General features: G+C 63.9%; 21 protein-coding genes. 11 read left to right on the top strand and 10 right to left on the bottom strand.

Features of this window, described 5'->3' with window-relative positions; all coding sequences use genetic code 11:
- Positions 1-40 precede the first annotated feature (40 nt).
- The 4 genes from glcD (at position 41) to HOP51_RS15125 (ending at position 4,495) form a co-directional block, all read left to right on the top strand.
- Entirely contained in the window at positions 41-1,537 is a 1,497-nt protein-coding gene (glcD, locus tag HOP51_RS15140; RefSeq protein WP_234274742.1) for a glycolate oxidase subunit GlcD, read from the top strand.
- Between the two features lie 12 nt (positions 1,538-1,549).
- Complete coding sequence (gene glcE / locus HOP51_RS15135; RefSeq protein WP_234274741.1) at positions 1,550-2,656, top strand: glycolate oxidase subunit GlcE; 1,107 nt, start codon at positions 1,550-1,552, stop codon at positions 2,654-2,656.
- Between the two features lie 20 nt (positions 2,657-2,676).
- Positions 2,677-3,927, top strand: a complete 1,251-nt coding sequence (gene glcF / locus HOP51_RS15130; RefSeq protein WP_234274740.1) for a glycolate oxidase subunit GlcF — start codon at positions 2,677-2,679, stop codon at positions 3,925-3,927.
- Positions 3,928-4,093: 166 nt separating this feature from the next.
- On the top strand, positions 4,094-4,495 hold the full coding sequence (locus HOP51_RS15125) for a GlcG/HbpS family heme-binding protein (protein ID WP_234274739.1): 402 nt from the start codon (positions 4,094-4,096) through the stop codon (positions 4,493-4,495).
- Between the two features lie 84 nt (positions 4,496-4,579).
- Here HOP51_RS15125 and HOP51_RS15120 read toward each other — a convergent pair whose 3' ends face one another.
- Positions 4,580-6,184 carry a BCCT family transporter gene (locus HOP51_RS15120; protein ID WP_234274738.1) on the bottom strand — a complete coding sequence of 535 codons (1,605 nt, stop codon included), beginning with the start codon at positions 6,182-6,184 and terminating at the stop codon, positions 4,580-4,582.
- Positions 6,185-6,467: 283 nt separating this feature from the next.
- On the opposite strand from HOP51_RS15120, the gene HOP51_RS15115 reads away from it, so the two are divergent.
- Positions 6,468-6,719 carry a hypothetical protein gene (locus HOP51_RS15115; protein ID WP_234274737.1) on the top strand — a complete coding sequence of 84 codons (252 nt, stop codon included), beginning with the start codon at positions 6,468-6,470 and terminating at the stop codon, positions 6,717-6,719.
- Positions 6,720-6,779: 60 nt separating this feature from the next.
- On the opposite strand, the gene HOP51_RS15110 is transcribed toward HOP51_RS15115, so the two are convergent.
- Entirely contained in the window at positions 6,780-7,697 is a 918-nt protein-coding gene (locus tag HOP51_RS15110) for a choline sulfate utilization transcriptional regulator (protein WP_234274736.1), read from the bottom strand.
- A 136-nt stretch (positions 7,698-7,833) separates the two neighbouring features.
- On the opposite strand from HOP51_RS15110, the gene betC reads away from it, so the two are divergent.
- The 4 genes from betC to HOP51_RS15090 all read left to right on the top strand — a co-directional run bounded on the left by betC (position 7,834) and on the right by HOP51_RS15090 (position 13,528).
- Complete coding sequence (gene betC, locus HOP51_RS15105; protein ID WP_234274735.1) at positions 7,834-9,360, top strand: choline-sulfatase; 1,527 nt, start codon at positions 7,834-7,836, stop codon at positions 9,358-9,360.
- 5 nt (positions 9,361-9,365) lie between these two features.
- Positions 9,366-11,018 (top strand): SulP family inorganic anion transporter, encoded by a 1,653-nt coding sequence (locus HOP51_RS15100; RefSeq protein ID WP_234274734.1) that lies wholly within the window; start codon positions 9,366-9,368, stop codon positions 11,016-11,018.
- Positions 11,019-11,030: 12 nt separating this feature from the next.
- Positions 11,031-13,091, top strand: coding sequence for a choline BCCT transporter BetT (gene betT / locus HOP51_RS15095; protein ID WP_234274733.1), 2,061 nt, complete (start codon positions 11,031-11,033; stop codon positions 13,089-13,091).
- 170 nt (positions 13,092-13,261) lie between these two features.
- Positions 13,262-13,528 (top strand): DksA/TraR family C4-type zinc finger protein, encoded by a 267-nt coding sequence (locus tag HOP51_RS15090; protein ID WP_234274732.1) that lies wholly within the window; start codon positions 13,262-13,264, stop codon positions 13,526-13,528.
- Positions 13,529-13,558: 30 nt separating this feature from the next.
- Here the strand turns inward: HOP51_RS15090 and HOP51_RS15085 are convergent, their stop codons facing one another.
- Positions 13,559-13,963 (bottom strand): hypothetical protein, encoded by a 405-nt coding sequence (locus tag HOP51_RS15085; RefSeq protein WP_234274731.1) that lies wholly within the window; start codon positions 13,961-13,963, stop codon positions 13,559-13,561.
- Between the two features lie 218 nt (positions 13,964-14,181).
- On the opposite strand from HOP51_RS15085, the gene HOP51_RS15080 reads away from it, so the two are divergent.
- Both HOP51_RS15080 and HOP51_RS15075 read left to right on the top strand, forming a co-directional pair.
- Entirely contained in the window at positions 14,182-15,081 is a 900-nt protein-coding gene (locus HOP51_RS15080; RefSeq protein WP_234274730.1) for a DMT family transporter, read from the top strand.
- Positions 15,078-15,647 carry a gamma-glutamylcyclotransferase gene (locus tag HOP51_RS15075; protein ID WP_234274729.1) on the top strand — a complete coding sequence of 190 codons (570 nt, stop codon included), beginning with the start codon at positions 15,078-15,080 and terminating at the stop codon, positions 15,645-15,647. Before HOP51_RS15080 ends, HOP51_RS15075 begins: the two co-directional genes overlap by 4 nt.
- A gap of 23 nt (positions 15,648-15,670) precedes the next feature.
- Here the strand turns inward: HOP51_RS15075 and HOP51_RS15070 are convergent, their stop codons facing one another.
- From HOP51_RS15070 to HOP51_RS15040, 7 genes are all read right to left on the bottom strand, one after another.
- The gene (locus tag HOP51_RS15070; protein WP_234274728.1) at positions 15,671-16,438 is read right to left on the bottom strand and encodes a glutaredoxin; all 768 of its coding nucleotides are present in this window, start codon (positions 16,436-16,438) and stop codon (positions 15,671-15,673) included.
- Positions 16,439-16,619: 181 nt separating this feature from the next.
- Positions 16,620-18,122, bottom strand: a complete 1,503-nt coding sequence (locus tag HOP51_RS15065) for a tripartite tricarboxylate transporter permease (protein WP_234274727.1) — start codon at positions 18,120-18,122, stop codon at positions 16,620-16,622.
- 15 nt (positions 18,123-18,137) lie between these two features.
- Positions 18,138-18,614 carry a tripartite tricarboxylate transporter TctB family protein gene (locus HOP51_RS15060; RefSeq protein ID WP_234274726.1) on the bottom strand — a complete coding sequence of 159 codons (477 nt, stop codon included), beginning with the start codon at positions 18,612-18,614 and terminating at the stop codon, positions 18,138-18,140.
- 59 nt (positions 18,615-18,673) lie between these two features.
- The gene (locus tag HOP51_RS15055; RefSeq protein WP_234274725.1) at positions 18,674-19,624 is read right to left on the bottom strand and encodes a tripartite tricarboxylate transporter substrate binding protein; all 951 of its coding nucleotides are present in this window, start codon (positions 19,622-19,624) and stop codon (positions 18,674-18,676) included.
- A 78-nt stretch (positions 19,625-19,702) separates the two neighbouring features.
- Complete coding sequence (gene hpaI, locus HOP51_RS15050; RefSeq protein ID WP_234274724.1) at positions 19,703-20,524, bottom strand: 4-hydroxy-2-oxoheptanedioate aldolase; 822 nt, start codon at positions 20,522-20,524, stop codon at positions 19,703-19,705.
- Positions 20,525-20,556: 32 nt separating this feature from the next.
- Positions 20,557-22,032: an NAD-dependent succinate-semialdehyde dehydrogenase gene (locus HOP51_RS15045; protein WP_267957761.1), complete on the bottom strand. Its 1,476-nt coding sequence runs from the start codon at positions 22,030-22,032 to the stop codon at positions 20,557-20,559.
- A 37-nt stretch (positions 22,033-22,069) separates the two neighbouring features.
- Entirely contained in the window at positions 22,070-23,599 is a 1,530-nt protein-coding gene (locus tag HOP51_RS15040) for a UxaA family hydrolase (RefSeq protein WP_234274723.1), read from the bottom strand.
- Positions 23,600-23,681 lie beyond the last annotated feature (82 nt).

The raw sequence follows: 23,681 nt of genomic DNA, 5'->3' as shown, positions 1-23,681 counted from the left end.
GGACAACCTTGCCGCCAAGACTCGCAATTGAGGCGCTTGCATGAACATCCTCTATGACGAACGACTCGACGGCCCGGCGCCGGAGCTGGACAGGGCAACCATTCGCGACAGCCTCACCCAGGCCATTCCAGACATGACCCTGCTGCACCGTGAGGAGGACATGCGTCCCTTCGAGTGCGACGGGCTCTCGGTCTACCGCACCCTGCCCATGTTGGTGGCACTACCTGATACGCTCGATCAGGTACAGCGCCTGCTCGTGGAGTGCCATCGCCTCGGCGTGCCGGTGGTGACCCGCGGCGCCGGCACCGGGCTTTCCGCCGGTGCCCTGCCGCTGGAGCACGGCGTGCTGCTGGTGATGTCGCGCTTTTCGCGCATTCTCGAGATCGACCCCGAGGCGCGCATCGCTCGGGTCGAGCCTGGCGTACGCAACCTGGCCATCTCCGAGGCGGCCTCGCCCTATGGGCTCTACTACGCCCCCGACCCCTCGTCGCAGATCGCCTGTTCGATTGGCGGCAACGTGGCGGAGAATGCCGGCGGTGTGCACTGCCTGAAATACGGCCTCACCGTGCACAACGTGATCAAGGTCGAGATTCTCACCATCGAAGGCGAACGCATGACGCTCGGTAGCGAGGCGCTCGACGCGCCGGGCTTCGACCTGCTGGCACTGTTCAACGGCTCCGAGGGCATGCTCGGCGTAGTCACCGAAATCACCGTCAAGCTGCTGCCCAAGCCCGAAGTCGCCAAGGTGCTGATGGCCAGCTTCGACGACGTGGAGAAGGCCGGCAACGCGGTCGGCGCCATCATCGAGGCCGGCATCATCCCTGGCGGGCTCGAGATGATGGACAAGCTCGCCATCATCGCCGCAGAGGATTTCATCGGCGCCGGCTATCCGGTGGATGCCGAGGCCATCCTGCTGTGCGAACTCGACGGCGTCGAGGCCGATGTCGATGACGACTGCGAGACCGTGCGCGCGGTACTCGAGAAAGCAGGCGCCACCGGCATCCAGCAGGCCCGTGACGACGCCGAACGCGCCAGGTTCTGGGCCGGGCGCAAGAATGCCTTCCCCGCCGTGGGGCGCATGTCACCCGACTACTACTGCATGGACGGCACCATCCCACGGCGCGAGCTGGCCCGCGTGCTCAAGGGCATCAGCGACCTCTCCGAGCGCTATGGGTTACGCGTGGCGAATGTGTTCCACGCCGGCGACGGCAACATGCACCCGCTGATCCTGTTCGATGCCAACCGCGAGGGCGAACTGGCCGTAGCCGAGGCACTGGGCGGCGAGATCCTCGAGCTGTGCGTCCGGGTTGGCGGCACCATTACCGGCGAGCACGGCGTCGGCCGCGAGAAGATCAACCAAATGTGCGCCCAGTTCCGCCCCGACGAACTGGCCACCTTCCGCGCCGCCAAGGCGGCCTTCGACCCGAACGACCTGCTCAACCCGGGCAAGAACATCCCCACCCCGGCGCGCTGCTCGGAGTTCCGCACCATCAAGAGTGCGAGCGCCGACACCGCCCCCGGCACCCTGCATGGCTGAACTGGAGTGACCATGGCAAACGCAACGTATCTCTCCGACCATGACGCCAGCGCAGCCTTGGCCGAGCGTATTCGCGAGGCCAACGCCGAGGGCGCCCCGCTGCGCATCGTCGGCGGCGACACGCGCTTCTTCTACGGTCGCGAGGTCGAAGGCAACGAGCTGTCGACTCGCGAGCACTGCGGTATCAGCTTCTACGACCCGGTGGAGCTGGTGGTTTCGGTACGCTCCGGCACGCCGTTGGGCGAGTTCGAGGCGGCCCTGGCCGAGCATGGCCAGATGTTGCCCTTCGAGCCGCCCCGCTATGGCGCAGCAAGCACCGTGGGCGGCATGGTAGCCACAGGCCTGTCCGGCCCGCGTCGTCCCTGGGCCGGTAGTGTGCGCGACTTCGTGCTGGGCGTCCGGGTGATCAACCACGAGGGCAACGAGCAGCGCTTCGGCGGCGAGGTGATGAAGAACGTCGCCGGCTACGACTTGTCGCGCCTGATGGTGGGCGCCCAAGGCACCCTGGGGCTGATCACCGAGGTCTCGTTCAAGGTGCTGCCCAAGCCCGGGGCCACCCACAGCCTGCACCTGGAGCTCTCCCTCGACGAGGCCCGCCGACGCCTGGCCGAATGGGGGCGCGAACCACTGCCGATCAGCGCCGCCGCCTGGCTCGATGGCGCCCTCCACCTGCGCCTGGAAGGCGGCCCAAGCTCGGTGGCCGCCACCCGCGCGCGCATCGGCGGCAACGATCTCGACAACGGCTTCTGGGCTGCCCTGCGCGATCAGCGCCTGCCCTTCTTCCGCACCGGCTCGCTCCACGAAACCAAAGCACCGCTGTGGCGACTCTCGCTGCCCCACCGCACGCCGGCGCTGGAACTGCCCGATGTCGACGAGCGGCTAATGATTCACGACTGGGCCGGCGCCCAGCGCTGGCTGCATACCGAACTCGACGCCGACACCCTGCGCCGCGCCTGCCAGGCCGCCGGCGGCCACGCCACTTGCTGCGGCCCGCGACCGACCAACGTGGAGCCCTTCACACCGCTGCCCGAGGTGCTGATGAAATACCACCGCAACCTCAAGGCCCAGCTCGACCCCAAGGGCATTTTCAACCCCGGCCGGCTCTACGCAGCGCTCTGAGACGTACAGGATCTTTCGACATGCAGACGCATTTCACCGAGGAAGCCCTCAAGCAGCCGCACATCCAGGAGGCCGACCGCGTCCTGCGCAGTTGCGTGCACTGCGGCTTCTGCAACGCCACCTGCCCCACCTACCAGTTGCTGGGCGATGAGCGCGACGGGCCGCGCGGTCGCATCTACCTGATGAAGCAGATGCTGGAGAACCCGGACGATAGCGAGAACGTCACCGAGCAGACCCGCCTGCACCTGGACCGCTGCCTGACCTGTCGCAACTGCGAAACCACCTGCCCCTCCGGCGTGGAGTACCACAAGCTGCTCGACATCGGCCGCGCCGAGATCGAGCGCCGTGTACCGCGCAGCGCTGCCGACCGCGCCCAGCGCTACGCCCTGCGCAAGGCCCTGGTGGAGCCCAAGCGCTTCCAGGCGCTGCTCAAGCTGGGCCAGACCTTCCACCCGCTGGTACCCGGCAAGCTCAAGGATAAGCTTCCGCCCAAGCCGGTGGATGCCGGCACACGCCCCGACCACAAGCGCCACGCACGCCAGATGCTGATTCTCGAAGGCTGCGTGCAGCCGGGCCTTTCGCCCAACACCAACGCCGCCACGGCGCGGGTGCTCGACCGCCTGGGCATCGGCCTCACGCCGGTGGCTGAAGCCGGCTGCTGCGGCGCCATCGACTTCCACCTCAACGCCCAGGACGACGGCCGCACCCGCGCGCGGGCCAACATCGACGCCTGGTGGCCATACATCGAGGCCGGCGCAGAAGCCATCGTACAGACCGCCAGCGGCTGCGGCGCCTTCGTCAAGGAATATCGCGATATCCTCAAGGACGACCCCGCCTATGCCGGCAAGGCCAAGCGCGTCAGCGCCCTGGCCAAGGACCTGGTCGAGGTGTTGCGCGACGAGGAACTGACGAGCCTCCAGGTCAACGAAGGCCGCCGGCTGGCCTTCCACTGCCCCTGCACCCTGCAGCACGCCCAGAAGCTCGGCGGCGCGGTGGAGGGCGTGTTGGTCAAGCTCGGCTTCACCCTCACTCCGGTCCAGGACGCCCATCTCTGCTGCGGCTCGGCAGGCACCTACTCGATCACCCAGCCGGAGCTGGCCACCCAACTGCGCGACAACAAGCTCAACGCTCTCGAGGCCGGCAACCCGGAAACCATCGTGACCGCCAACATCGGCTGCCAGACGCACCTCAACGGCGCGGGGCGCACCCCGGTCAGGCACTGGATCGAAATCGTCGATGCTGCCCTGCCCGGCTCGGCGGGCAGTGCTTAGAGAGTATCAGCAGCGCATCAGATGAGCGCCGGGGACAAGGCGGAGCGAGGGTCTTTTGCCATGGATGGCAAAAGTAGCGCCCAGGGAAGGGTTCACAGCGCCCTCGCGAAGGCTTGTCGACGGGAAGCTCATCACCAGCAACATTAGCCGAACCAAGGAGATTCCCATGAAGACCAAACCCGTACTCACCCTGACCGACGTCAACGCCATCCTCGACGCGGCCCAGAAAGAAGCCGAAGCCAACGGCTGGGCAGTGACCATCGCCGTGGCCGACGACGGCGGCCACCTGCTCGGCCTGCGCCGCCTCGACGGGGCCGCGCCGATGACGCCGGACGTCGCCACACAGAAAGCGCGTAGCGCCGCTCTCGGTCGCAAGGAGACCCAAGTCTTCGAGGAAATGATCAACGGCGGTCGCAACGCCTTCCTCTCCGCCCCCCTTGCAGGCCTGCTCACCGGCGGTGTTCCGGTGCTGGTCGACGGTGAGGTCGCGGGCACCGTCGGGGTATCGGGCGTCAAGCCCGACCAGGACGTACAGGTCGCCAAGGCCGGCATCGCCGCCGTCGCCTGAGGCGCAGCCCAACAGGCCGGCGCGGTTCCCTGCCGATACAGGGTGCCGCGACCGGCCTTTTTCATGCGCCTTCGCTGCGCTCGATCACGCCTTGCCGGGACGCCGGTGACGCAGCTCGCCGTTCAACGCCTTGACGATCGAGTAGCACATCAACAGCATCACGATGGAAAACGGAATCGCCGTGGCCGTCACCCCCGCCTGCAGCGCGGCAAGACCGCCGCCGAGCAGCAGCACAATGGCGATCAGCCCCTCCACCGTGGCCCAGAACATGCGCTGCGGCCGGGGCGCATCGATCTTGCCGCCGGCGGTGATGGTGTCGATCACCAGCGAGCCGGAATCCGACGAGGTGACGAAGAAAATCAAGGCCAGCACGATGCCAACGGTCGACATCAGCGCGGTCAGCGGCAGCTCGTTGAGCATGCCGAACAGCGACAGTTCGGGGCGGTAGCTGTCGATCACGTACTCCTTGACCAGACTGATCTCCGGCGCGGCATAGAGCTGATCGAGAGCGACGCTGCCGAACACTCCCATCCAGATGAAGATGAACAGGCTGGGGATCAACAGCACGCAGATGACGAACTCACGCACCGTGCGCCCTCGCGACACCCGGGCGATGAACATGCCCACGAACGGCGCCCAGCTCACCCACCAGGCCCAGTAGAAGATCGTCCAGTCCTGACGATAGGCATCATCCTCGCGCCCGAAGGGAGCCGACAGCGGCACGAACTCCGTCACGTAGGTCACAAGCCCCGTCCAGAAGCCGCTCAGGGCCACCAGCGTCGGCCCGGCCAGCAGCACGAAGAAGAAGAACAGCACCGCCATGATCATGTTGAACTCGGAGAGCTTCTTCACACCGCCCTCCAGCCCTCGCCATACCGACACCAGGGCCACCGCCGTGACAAGCAGGATGATGATCACCTGGGCCGTGGCACTGACCTCGAGGCCAAAGACGAAATTCATCCCCGCATTGGCCTGCTGCGCCCCCAGCCCCAGAGAGGTGGCCAGGCCGAACAGCGTGGAGAACACCGCCAGGATGTCGATCACATGCCCCCACCAGCCCCACACTCGTTCACCCAGGATCGGGAAGAAGGCCGAACGGATGGAGAACGGCAAGCCTTTGTTGTAGGTGAATATCGCCAGAGCCAGCGCCATCACCACGTAAACCGCCCAGCCGTGAATGCCCCAGTGCAGGTAGGTGCCGGCCAGGCCCAGGGCCGTCGCCTCAGGGATGGCCGCCGGGTCGAGCTCGCCGTCGGCGCCGAATGGGGAAGGGATACCCAGCGGCAGGGAGACATTAGCGTGATAGACCGGCTCCAGCACGCCGAAGAACAGCAGGCCAATCCCGATACCGGCGGAAAACAGCATCGCGAACCAGGAGAGATAGCCGTAATCCGGACGGGCATCGGGCCCACCCAGGCGCACCGAGCCGTAGGGCAGCAGGACGAGCGCGATACAGAACAGGATGAAGAAGTCCACCACCACCATGAAGTACCAGTCGAGGGTACCGGTGGCGAAACCGACGATGGCCTGGAAGACGGCACCCGCTCTTTCCGGGAACAGCAGGGTAAGGATGATGAAAACGACGGAGGCGAGCGCCGAGACGACGAAGACCCGATTGTGTATGTCGAAGCCGATAGGTCCCAGCCGCCCCTCGATGTTGTCCTGGCCCACGGTGTAATCCGTGTGCATGTCGCTGGTCGATGCTGGATCGCCTAGACTATCCATAACGATATTCTTCTCTTTTGCCCAAAATGAATAAGAATTTATTATACATCCTGTCACATGCTCCCGTCCGTTGATTGCCGTTTCATCATTTCGGTAGGAAGCACAGCGGCCATCTATACTGACAGCACCAGACCAGAACACGGTGCATCACCAGCCTAAGGTGGTGCCCAGACATTAGCGGGTATCGACAAATTGCAGGGCCGGCCAAATGGCAATGCCAAGGCCGCGTCTAACGGGAGGAACCGCAATGATCAAGAAACTCTTTGCCGCACTGGTGCTGATGACCTTCATGGCGCCCGCCTGGGCGCACATGTGCCCGACACTGATGTCCGATATCGATCAAGCGTTGGAGGATGACGCCAAGGTTTCCCAGCTCAGTGAGGATGAACTCGCACGCGTACGCGAATTGCGCGAGCAAGGCGAGCAGTATCACAACGACGGCGAGCACGACCAATCCGTCGATGCCCTGAACGAGGCCAAGGAGATACTGGGCGTTTGATGCTCATGCCGGGCGTGCAGCCCGGCATCTCTTCTCCCGCGCTATTCTCTCGTCCTTCGCTCACACCCCATGCTCCTGCGCTGCGCATTCCAGTACCCACTCCTGCAAGGCTCGCTTTGCCTTACCGGGTGGGTCCGATCGTGCATCGATCAGCCCATAGCCCCGTGGCGAGCGTAAGCGAAGCGCTTTCAACCCTACCAGCATGCCGTTCGCGAGCAGGTCGTCGACCAGGCCATGCCAGCCCATGGCGATGCCCTGTCCGGCGATCGCCGCCTGGATCAGCAGCGTGTAGTTGTTGAACGTCAGCTCTGGCGATTCCAGATAGCTGGTTCCCGCCAGTTGCTCGAAATAGCTCGGCCAGTCCAGCCAGCTCTGCCCTTGCTCGGCGGTCAGGGCCAGTAGCGGTGCCTGGCTGAGCGCCTCCAGGTTTTCGATCGGTCCATGGCGTTGCAGGAAGCTCGGGCTGCAGACCGGAAAGACCTCTTCTCGAATGAGCAGGGGAACGCCTCCGGCAAGGGTGCGCTCGTCACAGAACACGATCGCCACGTCGACTTCCTGGGCTCGCCAGTCGAGCACGCCCTGGTTGGTCACGATGCGCACGTCGATATGCGGATGCTGCTCGCGGAATCGCGGCAGCCGCGGCATCAGCCAATACGCGGCAAACGAAAAGTCGGTGAGGATGTTCACGTGGGGATGGCGATGCTTGTGCTGGAGTCGCTCGATGGTGCGATCGATGGTCGCGAACCCCTCCTGCACGCTGACGAATAGCGCGTGCCCCGCTTCGGTCAGCCTCACGCCACGGTAGATGCGTTCGAACAAGGGCAAGCCCAGTTGCTCTTCCAGTGCGCGCACCTGCTGGCTGACTGCCGATTGGGTAGAACGCAGTTCGCGCGCTGCAGCAGTGAAACTCAGATGTCGCGCCGCCGCCTCGAACACCCGAAGTCCGCTGGGCGACACCGATCTAGCTATCTGCGACATTAGTTCAGCTAATGCCTCCCATTAAAATTCAACGAGTTTACAGGCCTTTAGATTAGCAGGGAGACTGTCGTCACAGCCAGTCAAGGTTCGGCTCGAGCCTCTGTTCAACCCGATTTTTACAACGACAGGAGGACCCATGACCTGCAAGCAGCCCAATATCCTGTTCCTGATGGCCGACCAGATGACGGCATCGGCCCTGCCCTTTTACGGCCATCCACTGGTCAAGGCACCGAACCTGTCACGCCTGGCGGAGGAAGGCGTCGTGTTCGACTCGGCGTACTGCAACAGCCCGCTGTGTGCCCCCTCGCGCTTCGCCCTGATGGCCGGCCAGCTGCCGTCGCGCATCGGTGCCTATGACAATGCCGCCGACTTTGCCGCCGATATCCCCACCTACGCGCATTACCTGCGTGATGCCGGCTACCTCACCGCCCTGTCGGGCAAGATGCACTTCTGCGGCCCTGACCAGCTCCACGGCTTCGAGGAACGCCTGACCACCGACATCTACCCGGCGGACTTCGGCTGGTTCGTCGATTGGGAAAACTTCGACGAGCGGCCAAGCTATTACCACAACATGTCCTCGGTCACCCAGGCCGGCCCCTGCGTACGCTCGAACCAGCTCGATTTCGACGATGAGGTCACTTTCCGCGCCAAGCGTTTCCTCTACGACTACGCAAGGAATGGCGAGCGACGCCCCTTCTGCCTGACCGTGTCGCTGACTCACCCCCACGACCCCTACACCATTCCGCAGGAGTACTGGGACCGCTACGACCACGACGCCATCGACATGCCGCGAGTGCCTTACTCCCGCGAGCTGATGGACCCGCACTCCAGGCGCCTGCGCCACGTCTACCAGCTCGACGAAGACACCCTCAGCGACGCGCAGATCCGCAACGCACGCCACGCCTACTATGGGGCGATCAGTTATGTCGACGACCAGATCGGCGCCGTACTGAAGGTCCTCCAGGAGACCGGGCTCGACGAGGACACCATCGTCGTCTTCTCCGGCGACCACGGCGACATGCTTGGCGAGCGCGGCCTCTGGTACAAGATGAGCTGGTTCGAGGATTCGGCCCGGGTGCCGATGGTCGTCCACGCGCCTGGCCGCTTCCCCCCGGGCCGGGTGCGCGAGTCGGTATCGACCATGGACTTGCTGCCGACCTTTGCCGAGCTCGCCCATGGCGGTATCGCGCCGGACTACGCCGTCCCCGTCGACGGTCGCAGCCTGCTGCCACACCTGACCGGCAACGGCGGCCATGACGAAGTGATCGGCGAATACCTCGGCGAAGGTGCCGTCGCGCCACTGCTGATGATCCGCCGCGGGCGCTACAAGTTCGTTCACAGCGCGCCGGATCCGGACCAGTTGTTCGATCTCGAGGCCGACCCGCTGGAGCTCCACAACCTGGCGCAAGACCCTGCCTGCCTGGACCTGTGCAAGCAGTTCCGCGACGAGGTCGCCCGCCGCTGGGACTATGCACGGCTGCACGCTGAGGTGATCGCCAGCCAGCGGCGGCGCAAGCTCGTCTCCCGTGCACTCATGAAGGGTAGGGTCACGCCCTGGGACCACCAGCCGACGTTCGACGCCAGTACCCAGTACATGCGCAACACCATCGATCTGGACGATCTCGAGCGGCGTGCGCGCTTCCCGGCGGCCTCCGTCGAATAGTCGTGATGGAAACCGCGACCGACCTTCGCCGGCAACCGGCCAGGTTCAAGCGCTGGTTGCCGTTTCTCGGCTGGCTGCCGCGGCAGACATCGCGTTCGCTGCGTGCCGATGCCATCGCCGGATTGACCGGTGCGGTACTGGTCGTGCCCCAGGGGGTGGCCTATGCCTTGCTGGCTGGGCTGCCCCCAGAATACGGCCTGTATACCGCCGTCGTCCCGGCGGTGTTGGCGGCCCTGTTCGGCTCCTCGCGGCACATGGTCAGCGGGCCGACGGCGGCTCTGTCGATCGCGCTATTCGCCACCTTGCAGCCCTTCGCCGAGGCGGGAAGCGGCGAGTTCATCGTCCTGGTGTTGACCCTGACCTTTCTTGCCGGTGCCTTCCAGCTGCTGCTGGGCCTGGCAAGGCTGGGGGTGCTGGTCGATCTCGTCTCGCATTCGGTGGTGACAGGCTTCACCGCCGGCGCGGCGCTGATCATCGCCACCAGCCAACTCCCCTATGCGCTGGGGCTGGCCCCCATGGCGAGCAGCGGCTTTCTCGATACCTGGCCCCAACTGTTCGCCCGGGTCGGCGACATCCGTCCCGATGCCGTGCTGATCGCCGGCGTCACGCTCACCCTCTGCCTGGCATTTCAGCGCTGGCTGCCACGCTGGCCGGGCATGTTGCTGGCGCTCGTGGCAGCCTCGCTGCTGGCCGCCTGGCTCGATCCTACGCATAACGAGATCCTGCGTATCGCCGAGGTGCCTGCCGGCCTGCCACCGCTCTCGGCACCGGAGTTCTCCTTCGACACCCTGCGCCTGCTGACGCCCGGCGCCATCGCCCTGGGGCTCCTCGGCCTGGTCGAAGCCGCCGCGATCGCGCGGGCCTTCGCCGCTCGCTCGGGCGAAAGACTGGACAGTAACCAGGAATTCATCGGCCAGGGGCTCTCCAACATCGGCGGAGCCTTCTTCTCCGCCTACGTCTCGTCGGGCTCGTTCACCCGCTCGGGACTCAACGCCAGTGCCGGGGCCCGCTCACCGCTGGCGGCGGTACTGTCGGCGGTGTTCCTGATACCGATGGTGCTGGTCGCCGCTCCCCTGCTGCACCATGTGCCGATGTCGGCCATGGCCGGCCTGCTGCTGCTGGTTGCCGCCAATCTGGTCGATCGGCACGGCATTCGCGAGACCCTGGCAATCAGCCGCTCGGAAACGGCGATCCTGCTGATCACCTTTTTCAGCACCCTGTTGCTGGCGCTGGAGTTTGCCATTTACTTCGGCGTACTGGCCTCGCTGGCCGTCTACCTGCGCAGGACCACTCGCCCGCCGGTGGTCGTATGCGCGCTTTCCCAAACCCCTCCGGAGATGCAGCAGGCCCTGGAGGAGCCATGCTGCACCGTCGTCCGGATCGACGGATCACTGTTCTTCGGCGCCTGCGAATCGGTTGCCCGGCAACTCGAGTCTCACGACCGGCCGAACCTGGTAGTACTCGCGGCGGGCATCAACTTCATCGACCTGAGCGGCCTCCATCTGCTCCAGGGCCAGGCGCGTCGCTGTCAGGCCCGGGGCGGAAGGCTGTACCTGGTCTGGACCAAGCCCGACGTCATGGCCCGCTTGCAACGAGCTGGCCTCGTCGCTGACGACAACGATCGAAACCCCGACAAGCCAATGGCAATAACAATATGAGAGGCTTTCCCCATGACACACCCACACCCCGACAGCGAGTCGACTAATCGGCTCAACCCCACCGTGTTCCACGGCTCGGTAGCCGGCATAGCGCTCTTCCTGATCTATGCCATCGCCTTCACCGACCACGCCACGGCATTCTTCAATGCCGGGCTGGACTGGATCGGCAACACGTTCGGTTGGTACTACATGCTGGCGGTCGTCGCCTATCTGGTCTTCGTGGTCATGATCGGCTTCTCGCGATTCGGCAAGATCCGCCTGGGCCCCGACCACTCGCGGCCGGAGTTCTCGCTGCTATCCTGGTCGGCGATGCTGTTCGCCGCCGGCCTGGGCGGCGCCATCCTGTTCTTCGTGGTCTCCGAACCGCTGACCCACTACCTGAATCCGCCCCTCGGCGAAGGCGGTACCGCCGAGGCGCAGCGGCAAGCCATCGTGCAGACCTTCATGCACTGGGGCATTACGGGCTGGGGGCTCTACGTGCTGATGGGCATGGCCCTGGCCTATTTCAGCTATCGTCATCGGCTGCCCCTGGCGATTCGCTCGACGCTCTATCCGCTGCTGGGCAAGCGCATCTACGGCCCCATTGGCGATGCCGTGGACATCACCGCCGTGCTGGCTACCGTGTTCGGCATCGCCACGGCACTGGGGATCGGCGTGATGCAGATGAACTACGGGCTGACCTACCTGTTCGGCATACCCGAGGGGCTGCCCGCGCAGATCATGCTGATCTTGCTGGTGGTGACCCTGGCCACCCTGTCGGTGGTGAGCGGCGTGAAGCGGGGTATCCGCCGGCTGTCGGAACTCAACCTGCTGCTGGTCGCGGGCCTGGTGCTGTTCGTGCTGCTCCAGGGCGACACGCTCCGGCTGCTCAACATGCTGGTCATGAACACCGGTGACTACCTGGTGGCGCTGACCGGCAAGAGCTTCGACACCTATGCCTATTCGCCCGAAGCACAAGGCTGGTTCAGCGGCTGGACGGTGTTCTTCTGGGGCTGGTGGATCGCCTGGGCACCGTTCGTCGGCCTGTTCCTGGCGCGCATCTCACGCGGTCGCACCATCCGGGAATTCGTCGCCGGCGCCCTGTTCATCCCGCTCATCTTCGTGATGATCATGATGTCCGTGTTCGGCAACAGCGGCATCGACATGGTCGAACAGGGCCTGGTGGTACTCGGGGAGCAGGCCGTGAACCGGCCCCCGGCCACCATCTACACCTTCCTCGAGCAACTACCGCTGGTCGGACTCACCGCTTCCCTGGTGCTGATGCTGAGCATCGTGTTCTTCGTCACCTCGGCCGATTCCGGTGCCTTGGTACTATCCAATTTCACCTATGTACTGCGCGACGTGAACCACGACGCCCCCGCCCGGCTGCGGATCTTCTGGTCGGCGATCATTGGCCTGATCACCCTGGCACTGCTGATCGCCGGCGGACTGCGCACCCTGCAGAGCGCCGTGGTGATTGCCGCCCTGCCGTTCTCGGCGATCATCTTCCTGACCATGTTCAGCATGTACCGCTCGCTGAAGGTCGAGACCGGCAAGGCCGATGCTCGCCATCACATCCTTGCCAGCGCCGCCGCCACCAGCGACTGGCGCGAGCGTCTCGATCGAACTCTGGACGCCACCACGCAGAACGGCGCCGAGGGTACGCTGCGTCATGCCATTCGCCCGGCACTGATCGAGCTGGCCGAGGAATTGAACCGCCGCGGCCAGAAGGCCACCGTCACCGAACAGCAAGTGGATGGCACCCAACTGCTCTGCCCGACCCTACAGATCGACTTCGAGGGCGCCCCCAGCTTCGTATATGGCATACGCCCGCAGCGCATGCAGCCGCCGAGCTTCCTGCCCGCGGACGATGACTACTACCTGCGCCTCGACGTTCATCTGGCCGAAGGCGGCCTGGGCCAGGACCTTAACGGTTACACGCGCATGCAGGTCGTGCATGACGTGCTCAATGAGTATCAGCGCCATTTGCGCTTCCTGGCCCACGCCAGCGAGCAAGGGTACCTGGAAACCATTCCCAACCAGCCCACGGGAGGGGATAACGTCCCACAAGCCGAAGCCGAACCCGCGCCCTAACCGATCCGTTCACGGTAACGCCTGAACCAACAGAGCCCCACCGAGGTGGGGCTCGTCTTATTGCAAAGGTTCCGCCGGTTGACCAGGCCCCGCCTGTTGGCAAGGTCCCACCGGATACTCCAAACTGAAAGGCCAGAAAGTCGGCACGCGAAGCGCCGAAGGAGGCAAACATGGCGGGTGGCTGGTCGCGAGACGGAGCGGTACAAGAGCAGATCGACAGCACCATAGAGGATGCGTTGCAGCGAGCGCGCAGCGAGCTGCCCCGAGGCGTGAGCCTGACGCACTGCGAGGAGTGTGAAGAGCCGATTCCTCAGGCTCGCCGCGAGGCCATGCCCGGCGTACGCCTGTGCATCGCCTGCCAGAGCGAGCAGGACAAGCGGCGTACGGTCTACAGCGGCTACAACCGGCGTGGCAGCAAGGACAGCCAACTGCGCTGACGGCCTGCCGGAATGCACTGCCGCCTTAGGCTACTCGCTCAAAGGACAGCGCATGAGTGCCACCTCGGCATCGTCGCGGTCGAGCCAGGTCAGCGTCATCGCCTTGTGGTCTTCGAGCCGCATGCGAATCCGCTCGCTGCTTTCCATCCCTTCGCCCGAACATTCGAGCCGTGCCGTCCACGTGCCCTCGGACTCCTGCGATGCCTCCATCTTGCAAGTATTCTCGTATCCCTCGAAGCGCGAAGGAGAAAGCGTGATCGCTCGCTCTTCACCGCCCTGCGCGCACCAGGCGGGCTCGGCAGCCCAGCGTCCCACATACGCAACGGCATCCTGGAGCGCCGTCTCATCGTCCGGCGCTGCGGCCTGCTCGTCGCCACAGCCGGTCAGCACAAGAGCGGCACACAGCGTCATCCATGCGTAATGCCTTGCCTCCATGATGTCACCTCGGCGCTTTCATCGTGTCTGCTTGTCAAGATTGTCCGTTCGCTACCATCATAGTCACGAATCGTTTATCGGTAAGGCGCGCGGCCGCTACCGCGCCTCGCGACACCCACTTAGCTTCCTTATCATTTGCAGTGCCGTGACGGCTCGATATCATGGTGCCTTTGCAAGCCCCGATCTCAGCGGGGCTTCTTCATGCTCCTGAGGTCGCCATGCCGCTGCTCTATTTTCTGCCGCCCCTCGGGGCCGTGCTGATCTGGTCGGGCAACATGACCATCAACCAGCTCACCGTGGGAGCCATCGCTCCCAGCAGCATTGCCTTCCTGCGCTGGTTACTGGCGTTGGCCGTGCTTACCCCTTTCGTGCTGCCCGCCGCCTGGCGCCACCGCGAAGCGCTGCGCCGCGAGTGGCCCAAGCTGGCCGTACTGGGTCTCCTTGGCATGGGGCTGTGGCAGGGACTTGCCTACGTGGCCGCCGAGACGACCACGGCCACCAACATGGGCATTCTTGCCGCTATGGTACCGTTGCTCACGGTGCTGCTCAGCGCCATGATCCTGCGCGAGGCGCCCAGCCTCGGCGGTACGGTCGGTGGCCTGCTCGCGCTGTTCGGTGTGCTGGTGCTGCTGGGGCGAGGTGATCCGCTCGCGATACTGGATCTGCAGGTGGCACTCGGCGACCTGCTAATGGTAGTGGCCGCCACCTGCTACGCGCTCTATGGCGTGATGCTCAAGCGCTGGCCCCTGGGCCTGCCGCCCTGGGTGGTGCTCTACGCTCAGGTAGTGTTCGCCGTACTGTTCTTGCTGCCCCCTTACCTCATGGGACCGATGACGCCGGTCGACGGCCAGAACATGTGGCTGATCCTCTACGCCGGCATTCCCGCCTCGATCGTAACGACGTTCCTGTGGATGCGCGCTATCCGCCAGATCGGCGCCAGTCAAGCCAGCATTTTCATCAACCTGATGCCGCTGTTCAGCGCGCTGATCGCCATGCTCTTCCTCGGCGAGCACATCGCACCGTTCCATCTCATCGGCGGCCTGCTGGTGCTCGCCGGCGTGATCATGGCGCAGACCCTGACCCAACCCCTGGTACGCAAGACGCCGAGTCCATCATGATCCTCGACACTACGCACCTCAATCGCGAGCGAATCTTCTTCGAACCCGACGAGACGATCTGGCTGTTTGGCTATGGCTCTCTGATCTGGAAGGCCGAGTTTGACTACCACGAACGCCGGCCCGCCCACATCGTGGGCTGGACACGGCGCTTCTGGCAGGGATCGCACGATCATCGCGGCACGCCGGAGGCCCCGGGCCGCGTGGTCACGTTAGTCGAGTCACCCGGTACCGTCTGCCAGGGCATGGCCTACCGCATCGACGCCGAGACCCTGGCACAGCTGGATATTCGCGAGAAGAACGGCTATCTGCGAGAGCTCGCGGTCTTGCATTTCCCCGACGGCAGCCACGCCGAAGGGCTGATTTATCTTGCCACGGAGGATAACGCCGCCTTCCTCGGCGATGCCCCGCTAGAGGAGATGGCCCGGCAGATTGCCACCGCCCACGGCCCGAGCGGCCCCAACTGCGACTACTTGCTCAACCTGGCCATTGCCCTGGAGGATCTCGGAGCCGATGATCCCCATGTTTTTGCCCTGGCCGCACGTGTCAGGCACTGCTGTGCTGAGTGAAACGAATTCACGGAGTACTAATTCTAGAGGAGGTATGCGCGCAACGGCATCCAGATGCCCATGCCGATCATGATCAGGTTTTCGGTCAGCGAGACGAAACCCAGCGGCACCTTGCTGTCACCGCCGACGCAGGCGCACTTGAGTGCACGCTTGTCGATATAGACCGCCTTGAATACCGAGACGGCGCCCACCGTACCGATGAACAGCGCCACGGGCGCGGCCAGCCAGACCAGGGCACCGGCCAACATCAGGATACCCGCCAGCGTTTCGGTGTAGGGATAGACGTAGCCATAGCGCACCTGACGCTGAGCCAGCAGATCGTAGTTGAGGAACATCGTGCTGAAGCTCTCCACGTCCTTGAGCTTCTGCAGCCCCAGCAGGGCCATGGCGATGGCCACGAAATACTCCGGCATCCTGGGACTAAACAGGGCGCCAGTCGCGGTCCAGCTCACGGCGAACCCCATCAGCAACGCCGTGGCGAACAAGGCGATCACCGGCTGGTAGGTGGTCTCGTCCCCGCCTGGAGAATCCAACCCGAAATACTCACGCAGCTCGTCGTAACCGCCTATGCGCCGGCCATCGATGAAGGCCTGGGGCGTCGTGTCAACGCCGTGCTTCTCCTTGAAATCCTCCGTCTCCTCCCGTGTGGTCAGGTGGTGATCCTCCACCTCGAAGCCCTTGCGCTCCAGCAGGTTCTTGCTCTTCAGGCCGAAGGGGCACAGGTGCTCTTCCATGACCATGCGGTAGAGCTGGGCGGTCTTGCCCCGTCCTGCCGTCTGTCCTTCTGCCATGAGATCTCTCCTTGGATCATGCATTCACCCCAAGGGTAGACAATCGGTTTCAATCAGCGACCTCCCCCAGGAACGATTGCACGAACTGGCGCTGGCACGTCGTGTCCGACAGCCACCGGCCGTCGAACACTACTGGTGAGATCTTTATCAGGCTCGTCATCGGGCAAGCAGAGGGCGGCAATCATGGATTGGCATACTTGCGCGTTCTTCTGCCCCGGTGGTGGCGATACAGCGGCAGCGCAATGGCCAGTATAGAGAGCAAAACGAAGGCCAGGCTGATCGGGCGGGTGAAGAAGACGCTCCAATCGCCGTCGTGCATGGTCATGCCGCGCCGGAAGTTGGACTCGACCATGTAGCCCAGGATCATTCCCAGCACCACCGGGGCGGCACTGAAGCCGTGGCGGTTGAGAAAATAGCCGAAGATACCGAAGAACAGCAGTATCCAGGCCGAGGTCAGGCTACCGGTAATGCCGTAGGCGCCGAGGATGCACATCACCATGATGAACGGCAGCAGGTAAGTGCGCGGTATCTGCAGCACCCTGACGAAGAGCTTGATGCCCACCGACTGGAAGCTGAACATGAAAACGTTGGCGACCAAGAAGGCGATAATGATGCCGTAGGCGATATTGGCCTGTTCATCGAACAGCATCGGGCCCGGTTGCAGCCCATGGATCAAGAGCCCACCCATCAGGATCGCCGCCGAGGCGTCCCCGGGAATCCCCAGTGTCATCATCGGAATCAGGGCGCCACCGGTCATGCCGTTGTTGGCCGATTCGCAGGAGATGATGCCTTCATCGTGTCCCTTGCCGAACTTCTCAGGCGTGCGCGAAATCCTCTTGGCCTGATCGTAGGCCAAAAAGGAGGCGATGCTGCCACCGGCTCCGGGAATCGCCCCGACCAGCGAACCGATCAGCGAACTGCTCGACCATATCTTCCAACGCCGGAAGGTCTCGCGGAAGCGCGGATAAGCGTTGTTGACACGTACTCGCCCTTCGCTTGCCTGGTCGGAACGCGACGTAGTGGTATCGGTAATGATCTGCGACAGCGCAAAAAGACCGATCAATGCCGCCATGAAATCGACCCCACCTATCAGAGCGGGGATACCAGCGGTCAGGCGCACCACACCGGTCAGCGAGTCGATGCCGATCAGCGATATCAGCACCCCGATCAGGCCTGCCACGATCCCCTTGATCAGTGACTTGTCGGACACCGAAGCGATGATTGTGAGACCGAACAGACCCAGCGTTGCATACTCGATGGCACTGAAACGCAATGCCGCCTCGGCGATCAGTGGTGACATGAAGGCGAAGATCAGCACGCTGACCATGCCGCCGATCATGGAGGCAACGATGCACAGCCCCAGTGCGCGTCCCGGCTCGCCGTTGCGCGCCATGGGGAAAGCATCCAAGGTGGTGGCTACCGACGATGGAGTACCGGGGATATTGAGCAGGGCGGCGGGAATCGAGCCGCCGGAGATGGCACCGCAATAGACGCCCAGCAGCATGCCCATGCCGGTGACGGGCTCCATGCCGAAAGTCAAGGGCAGCAATAGGGCGATTCCCATGGTGGCAGTCAGCCCTGGTAGTGAGCCGAATATCAGGCCAAGTACCGTACCGGCGGCGATCGCCAGGAAGATGTAGCCGTTATTGAACAGCGTCGCCGCCTCGGCAAAATGGGAAAACATGACCAACTCCCTCCCTCAGGGCATGGACAATCCGAAAAGTACGGAAAACACCAGATAGATGGCGCTGGTCGAGGCCAGCGCGAATAGCGCTGAGGCCAGCAGCGTTCGCGGTGTCGGCCAGGCATCGTTGAGGAACCTGTTGACGATCAGGCGAAAGACGAACAGGAAGGCCAAGGTGCTCACGAAGAAACCGGCGAGCGACAGCATGACCAGATAGAGCACGATCGCCGTCAGCGTCACCGTCAGCGTGACGGCTTCACGACGGGCGAGCCGAACGGTCTCGCCGGACTCTCTCTTGATCAGTGTTTCCACGACCAACAGGTAGCCCATCAGCAGCATGATGATGGCGCTGACCCAGAACGGCAGGAACCCTGGCCCCGGATCGCCAACCACCCTCATCATCGTGGGGATGGTACTCGCCAGGTGAAGGAAATACCCGGCCCCCAGAATCAGCAAGAGGTAGAAGCTCTGCTTCTCGGTAACTCTCGTCATGGCGGGCTCCACTTGTTGTCATCGAGCCCGGCCCCTTGCAAGGGGCCGGGCCATTGTCATTACTGCTTGAGCCGCTGTGCGGTGCGGATGAAGGACTCAGCCAACTCCGCCATGCGCGCGTCCAACCTCTCGCCGGGCGGCATGTAATCCACCGCGGCCCCCTGGTTGGCGATCGCCTCCTGCACCTGGGGATCGCTGGTCGCCGCTTCCAAGGCCTCGGCCCAAGCGACCTTGACCTCTTCGTCCACGCCAGCCGGTGCCGCAATACCCCGCCAGTTGGTCAAGTTCAGGTCGTGACCGAGTTCGCTGAGGGCAGGAACGTCCGGATACTCCGCCAAACGCTCCGCGCCGAGGCTGACCAGCGGTGTTAGCCTGCCGGAGCGCAGACCGGAGGCAAGGTCGGCCAGATTGAGCATCAGCGCATCGATGTGGCCGCCCATGGCGGCGGCCACCGCATCCGAGGAGCCGTCATGGGGAATCTGTCGGGCCCGGTAGCCCGCCATATCGGCCAGGATCTCGCTCGCTACATGTGTCGAGCCGCCAGCACCAGAGAAGCCGAAGCTCACCGAGCCTGGGTTGGCCTGCATCTCCTCGGCCAACGCTTCCCAGCTATCCCAGGGGCCATCGGCGCGAACCGCCACAACGTAGTCCTCTGTCATGACATTGCCGAGGTAATCGAAGTCCGAATAGGTGTAGGTAGCATTGCCCATTCCCTCTGTAGCGAAGATCACGTTATTGGGGATGGTTACCGTGTAGCCGTCAGGTTTGGCATTGGCCACCTGGGTGAAACCAAGAATGCCGCCGCCACCCGGCACGTTGGACACCACGATGGTCTGTCCCAGAGCTTCTTCCAATGCAGGTTGCAGCGTTCGCGCCAGCACGTCGGTCCCGCCACCGGCGCCGTAGGGGATCACCATGGTAATGGTCTTGGTGGGATAATCGGCAAAAGCGATGCCTGCTGCCAGCAGGCCACCGAGAAGAACGGGCAATCTAGCGGTCTTGTGAGTCATGACGTTTTCTCCATGCGTTGTTTTAATCGTGTGACGCAATCAATGGCCGTCTGGAGCCGGCCAGGCTACCCAAATGGTTCAGTACGGCCCAACTGACGGTTCCGTACCGCAATTCAGTCCGAAATCCGCAGCACGCTGGCGAACCGCCTGAGCCAATAGCGTGACGTCCAGCCCCACTGCCACGAACGTCGCGCCAAGCTCGAGGAAGCGCCTAGCCTGCTCGACATCGCCGGTCAAGGTCCCGGCGGCCTTGCCGCAGGACACGATGGTGTGAATCGACGCCTCGATGGCAGCTTGCACCTCGGGATGGCCTGGGTTCCCGAGGTGCCCCATTGAGGCCGCTAGGTCTGCCGGGCCGATAAAGACGCCATCGACGCCATCCACCGCACAGATCGCCTCGAGGTTATCGAGTGCCGTCGCCGTTTCGGCCTGCACCAGCAGGCAGACTTCCTGATTGGCGTGATGCACATAATCGGGGCGCCCGTTCCAGCGTGAGGCTCGCGCCACCGCCGCCCCCACACCACGGATGCCGTGTGGGGGATAGCGTGTGGCGGCGACCACAGCGGCAGCCTGCTCCGGGGTATCGATCATGGGTACCAGCAGGGTCTGGGCACCGATATCCAATAGTTGCTTGATCGCCGCCGCCTCGCCCTGCAGCGCACGCACCACGGGCTGGCCGCCATAGGGGGCCACCGCCTGCAGCTGGGCGAGCGTGCTGCGCACGTCGTTGGGAGCGTGCTCGTTGTCGATCAACAGCCAATCGAAACCCGCCGTGGCGCAGAGTTCAGCACTGTAGGCATCGCCCATTGACAGCCACAGCCCAACTTGGGACCTGCCCTCGGTCAGTGCCCGCTTGAACGGATTGCCCGGCGCCGGGCCGGCGTTGTGGGATGAGTTCATGGCGACTCCAGTCGTTTTCTATTCGCCCCGGCTCAGCGCAGATTGCCCTGGCAGAGGTACTTGATGTGCTGATAGTCATCAAGGCCATGGACCGAGCCTTCACGACCGTAGCCCGACTCCTTGATGCCACCGAAAGGCGCCGCTTCGGACGCCACGGCACCTTCATTGATGCCGACGATGCCGGCCTCCAGCGCATCGGCGACGCGATGGATACGGCTAACGCTCTCCGAGTAGAAGTAGCTGGCGAGCCCAAACGGTGTGGCGTTGGATGCGGCCACGGCTTCCTCCTCCGCTTCGAAGCGCAGCAGCGGTACCACCGGGCCGAAAGTTTCTTCATGGCACAGCCGCGCGGCGGGCGCGACATCGGCTAGCAGCGTGGGAGACACGTAGTTCGGTCCCAAGTCGGCTCGCACCCGCTCGCCACCCACCAGAAGGCGTGCCCCCTGGGTCAGGGCATCGTCGATATGCACCAGAATCTTGTCCACCGCCCGGGTATTGATCATCGGTCCGATCTGGCTTGCCGGGTCACTGGCCGGCCCCACCCGCAAAGCGGCGACACGTACAGCCAGCTTGTCGGCAAAAGCACCGAGCACTGCATCCTGCACGTAGACGCGATTGGGGCAAACGCAGGTCTGGCCACCGTTGCGGAACTTGGCGGCCATCAAACCCTCTACGGCGGCGTCGAGATCGGCATCTTTGAAGACAATGAAGGGCGCGTTGCCACCCAGTTCCAGCGAGAGCTTCTTGAGCGTATCGGCCGACGCTCGAGCCAAATGCTTGCCCACCGGCGTGGAGCCAGTGAAGCTGATCTTGCGCACCCGGGCGTCCTCGAGCCAGGCGTCGACCACTTCAGGCGTACGTCCACGCGAGGCGCAGACGATATTGATTACTCCGGCAGGAATGCCTGCTTCTTCGGCCAAGCGCACCAGCGCCAAGGAAGTGAGCGGCGTGTCCTCGGCGGGCTTGGCCACCACCGTGCATCCCGCCGCCAGAGCCGGCGCGATCTTGCGTGCAATCATCGCCGCCGGAAAATTCCAGGGTGTTATTACCGCCACTACGCCGACCGGCTCCTTCACAGCCAGCATGCGTCGCCCGGCGACCGGAGCTGCGATCATCTCTCCGGCTATCCGCGGCGCCTCCTCCGCAAACCACTCAATATAGCTGGCCGCATAGAGCACCTCGCCCTGGCCTTCGACGAGGGGCTTGCCCTGCTCCAGCGAGATGAGCCGCCCCAGGTCCTCCTGATGCGCCATCACCAGGGCATGCCAGCGCTTGAGCAATTCGCCACGCCGTTTGGCCGGCGTCGCACGCCAAGCAGCGAAGGCCTCATGGGCGGCATCTGCCGCTGCCCGTGCCTCCTCGGCGCTACTGTCCGGCACCTCTGCGATAAGCTGCATGTCGGCGGGGTTGGATACCGTCAACGTGGCTCCATCGGCGGCTTCGCACCAGCGCCCGGCGATATAGTTGCTGTTCAGTATCAGGTCGCCACGCTCCAGCGTCAGGGTCATTGTCACGCGCTCCTCTCTGTTTTGGTCGACGTTGCCATCAGCTGACTATGCCGACGTGCCACGGCACAAATTCATGGTCCCCGAGTCCAAGCCGCTCGCTGCAGCTGCGCTCCCCAGAGGCCACACGCAGAATATGCGCGAAGATCTGCTCGCCCATCGCCTCGATACTAACGGTGCCGTCGATGACCTGACCGCAGTTGATGTCCATGTCGTCGCGCAGGCGCTCGAACATGGCGGTGTTGGAAGCCAGCTTGATGGTGGGCGCCGGCTTGGAGCCGAACATCGATCCACGCCCAGTGGTGAAGCAGATCAAGTTGGCGCCACTGGCAATCTGGCCGGTTGCCGATACCGGGTCGTAGCCCGGTGAGTCCATGAATACCAGTCCCGAGGCTTTGATCGGTTCGGCATATTCATACACTTCCTGCAATGGCGTGGTACCGCCCTTCATCGCCGAGCCTAGGGATTTCTCGACGATGTTGACCAAGCCACCGGCCTGGTTGCCAGGCCCCACCACGCCATTGAACTGGCCGCTGTGGCCGTGGGTGTACTCCTTCCACCACGCCAGGCGGTCGAGCAGCTTCTGGCCTACTTCGGGCGACACCGCGCGGCGCGTGAGCATGAATTCGACGCCATGGATCTCCGGCGTTTCCGATAGGATGGCAGTACCCCCATGGCGCACCAGGATATCCATGGCTGCCCCCAGTGCCGGATTGGCCGAGATTCCAGAGAAGCCGTCCGAACCGCCACACTGCAACCCGATACTGAGATGGCTGGCACTTACCGACTGGCGCTCGATTCGGTCGGCCTCGGGCAGCATCGCCTCGATGGCAGCGATGCCGGCGGCGATGGCTTCACGAGTTCCGCCACTCTCCTGCATCACCAGGGTGCGCACCTGGGCACCCAACTCAAGCCCCTGGGATTCGACGAGACCCGCTACCTGGTTACGCTCACAGCCCAACCCCACGATCAGCACTCCGGCGAAATTGGGGTGCCGCGCATAGCCGGCCAGGGTACGGCGCAGCAGGTCGAAGTGATAGCTCGGTGAGGACATGCCGCAGCCGCTGGTCTGGGCGAAGGCCACCACGCCATCCACATTGGGATAGTCGGCCAGTCGCTCCGCCGTGAAATGGTCGGCGATATGCTTGATCACCGTGGCAGAGCAGTTCACCGAGGAGAGAATACCGATGAAATTGCGCGTGCCGACCCGGCCGTCCGGCCGAACGATACCCTGAAAAGTGGCCTGCTCAGCCTCCGGTACGTACTCCACCGGTCGTACCTCCTGGCAGAAGGCCGGATCGCGGTCGACCTCGGTCAGGGTAACGTTATGGGTATGCACATGCTCCCCAGAAGCGATGTCGCGGCTCGCCGCACCGATCACCGTATCGTACTTCTTGACCGCCTCGCCGGCCGCAATCTCACGGGCCGCGATCTTATGCCCTGCCGGCACCTGGGCCCGGGACTTTACGCCCAGCTCGGGCAACCACTGACCGAGACCCAAGCCGTCTCGGGCTATCAGAACATTGTCATTGGCATGTAGCCGGATCAACGGGAGGGAGGGAGTTTCCATGGTCAAAGGCCTGGCTCCTTCGTCGGGCGCTGGAATATAGTTGCGCTGAGTATGAGCTGCCCCTATATGACGTTAAAATGAA

The sequence above is a fragment of the Billgrantia zhangzhouensis genome (assembly GCF_021404465.1).
Lineage (GTDB): Bacteria > Pseudomonadota > Gammaproteobacteria > Pseudomonadales > Halomonadaceae > Halomonas > Halomonas zhangzhouensis.
This window is presented reverse-complemented; position numbering and strand designations above follow the sequence as displayed.

Coding starts and splice junctions, on each gene's coding strand:
- HOP51_RS15065 (WP_234274727.1), bottom strand. CDS start 18,122: ATGTTTTCCCATTTTGCCGAGGCGGCGACGCTGTTCAATAACGGCTAC.
- glcD (WP_234274742.1), top strand. CDS start 41: ATGAACATCCTCTATGACGAACGACTCGACGGCCCGGCGCCGGAGCTG.
- HOP51_RS15055 (WP_234274725.1), bottom strand. CDS start 19,624: ATGACTCACAAGACCGCTAGATTGCCCGTTCTTCTCGGTGGCCTGCTG.
- HOP51_RS15110 (WP_234274736.1), bottom strand. CDS start 7,697: ATGTCGCAGATAGCTAGATCGGTGTCGCCCAGCGGACTTCGGGTGTTC.
- HOP51_RS15060 (WP_234274726.1), bottom strand. CDS start 18,614: ATGACGAGAGTTACCGAGAAGCAGAGCTTCTACCTCTTGCTGATTCTG.
- glcF (WP_234274740.1), top strand. CDS start 2,677: ATGCAGACGCATTTCACCGAGGAAGCCCTCAAGCAGCCGCACATCCAG.
- HOP51_RS15115 (WP_234274737.1), top strand. CDS start 6,468: ATGATCAAGAAACTCTTTGCCGCACTGGTGCTGATGACCTTCATGGCG.
- betT (WP_234274733.1), top strand. CDS start 11,031: ATGACACACCCACACCCCGACAGCGAGTCGACTAATCGGCTCAACCCC.
- HOP51_RS15085 (WP_234274731.1), bottom strand. CDS start 13,963: ATGGAGGCAAGGCATTACGCATGGATGACGCTGTGTGCCGCTCTTGTG.
- HOP51_RS15125 (WP_234274739.1), top strand. CDS start 4,094: ATGAAGACCAAACCCGTACTCACCCTGACCGACGTCAACGCCATCCTC.
- HOP51_RS15075 (WP_234274729.1), top strand. CDS start 15,078: ATGATCCTCGACACTACGCACCTCAATCGCGAGCGAATCTTCTTCGAA.
- HOP51_RS15070 (WP_234274728.1), bottom strand. CDS start 16,438: ATGGCAGAAGGACAGACGGCAGGACGGGGCAAGACCGCCCAGCTCTAC.
- betC (WP_234274735.1), top strand. CDS start 7,834: ATGACCTGCAAGCAGCCCAATATCCTGTTCCTGATGGCCGACCAGATG.
- HOP51_RS15120 (WP_234274738.1), bottom strand. CDS start 6,184: ATGCACACGGATTACACCGTGGGCCAGGACAACATCGAGGGGCGGCTG.
- glcE (WP_234274741.1), top strand. CDS start 1,550: ATGGCAAACGCAACGTATCTCTCCGACCATGACGCCAGCGCAGCCTTG.
- HOP51_RS15040 (WP_234274723.1), bottom strand. CDS start 23,599: ATGGAAACTCCCTCCCTCCCGTTGATCCGGCTACATGCCAATGACAAT.
- HOP51_RS15100 (WP_234274734.1), top strand. CDS start 9,366: ATGGAAACCGCGACCGACCTTCGCCGGCAACCGGCCAGGTTCAAGCGC.
- HOP51_RS15080 (WP_234274730.1), top strand. CDS start 14,182: ATGCCGCTGCTCTATTTTCTGCCGCCCCTCGGGGCCGTGCTGATCTGG.
- HOP51_RS15090 (WP_234274732.1), top strand. CDS start 13,262: ATGGCGGGTGGCTGGTCGCGAGACGGAGCGGTACAAGAGCAGATCGAC.
- HOP51_RS15045 (WP_267957761.1), bottom strand. CDS start 22,032: ATGACCCTGACGCTGGAGCGTGGCGACCTGATACTGAACAGCAACTAT.
- hpaI (WP_234274724.1), bottom strand. CDS start 20,524: ATGAACTCATCCCACAACGCCGGCCCGGCGCCGGGCAATCCGTTCAAG.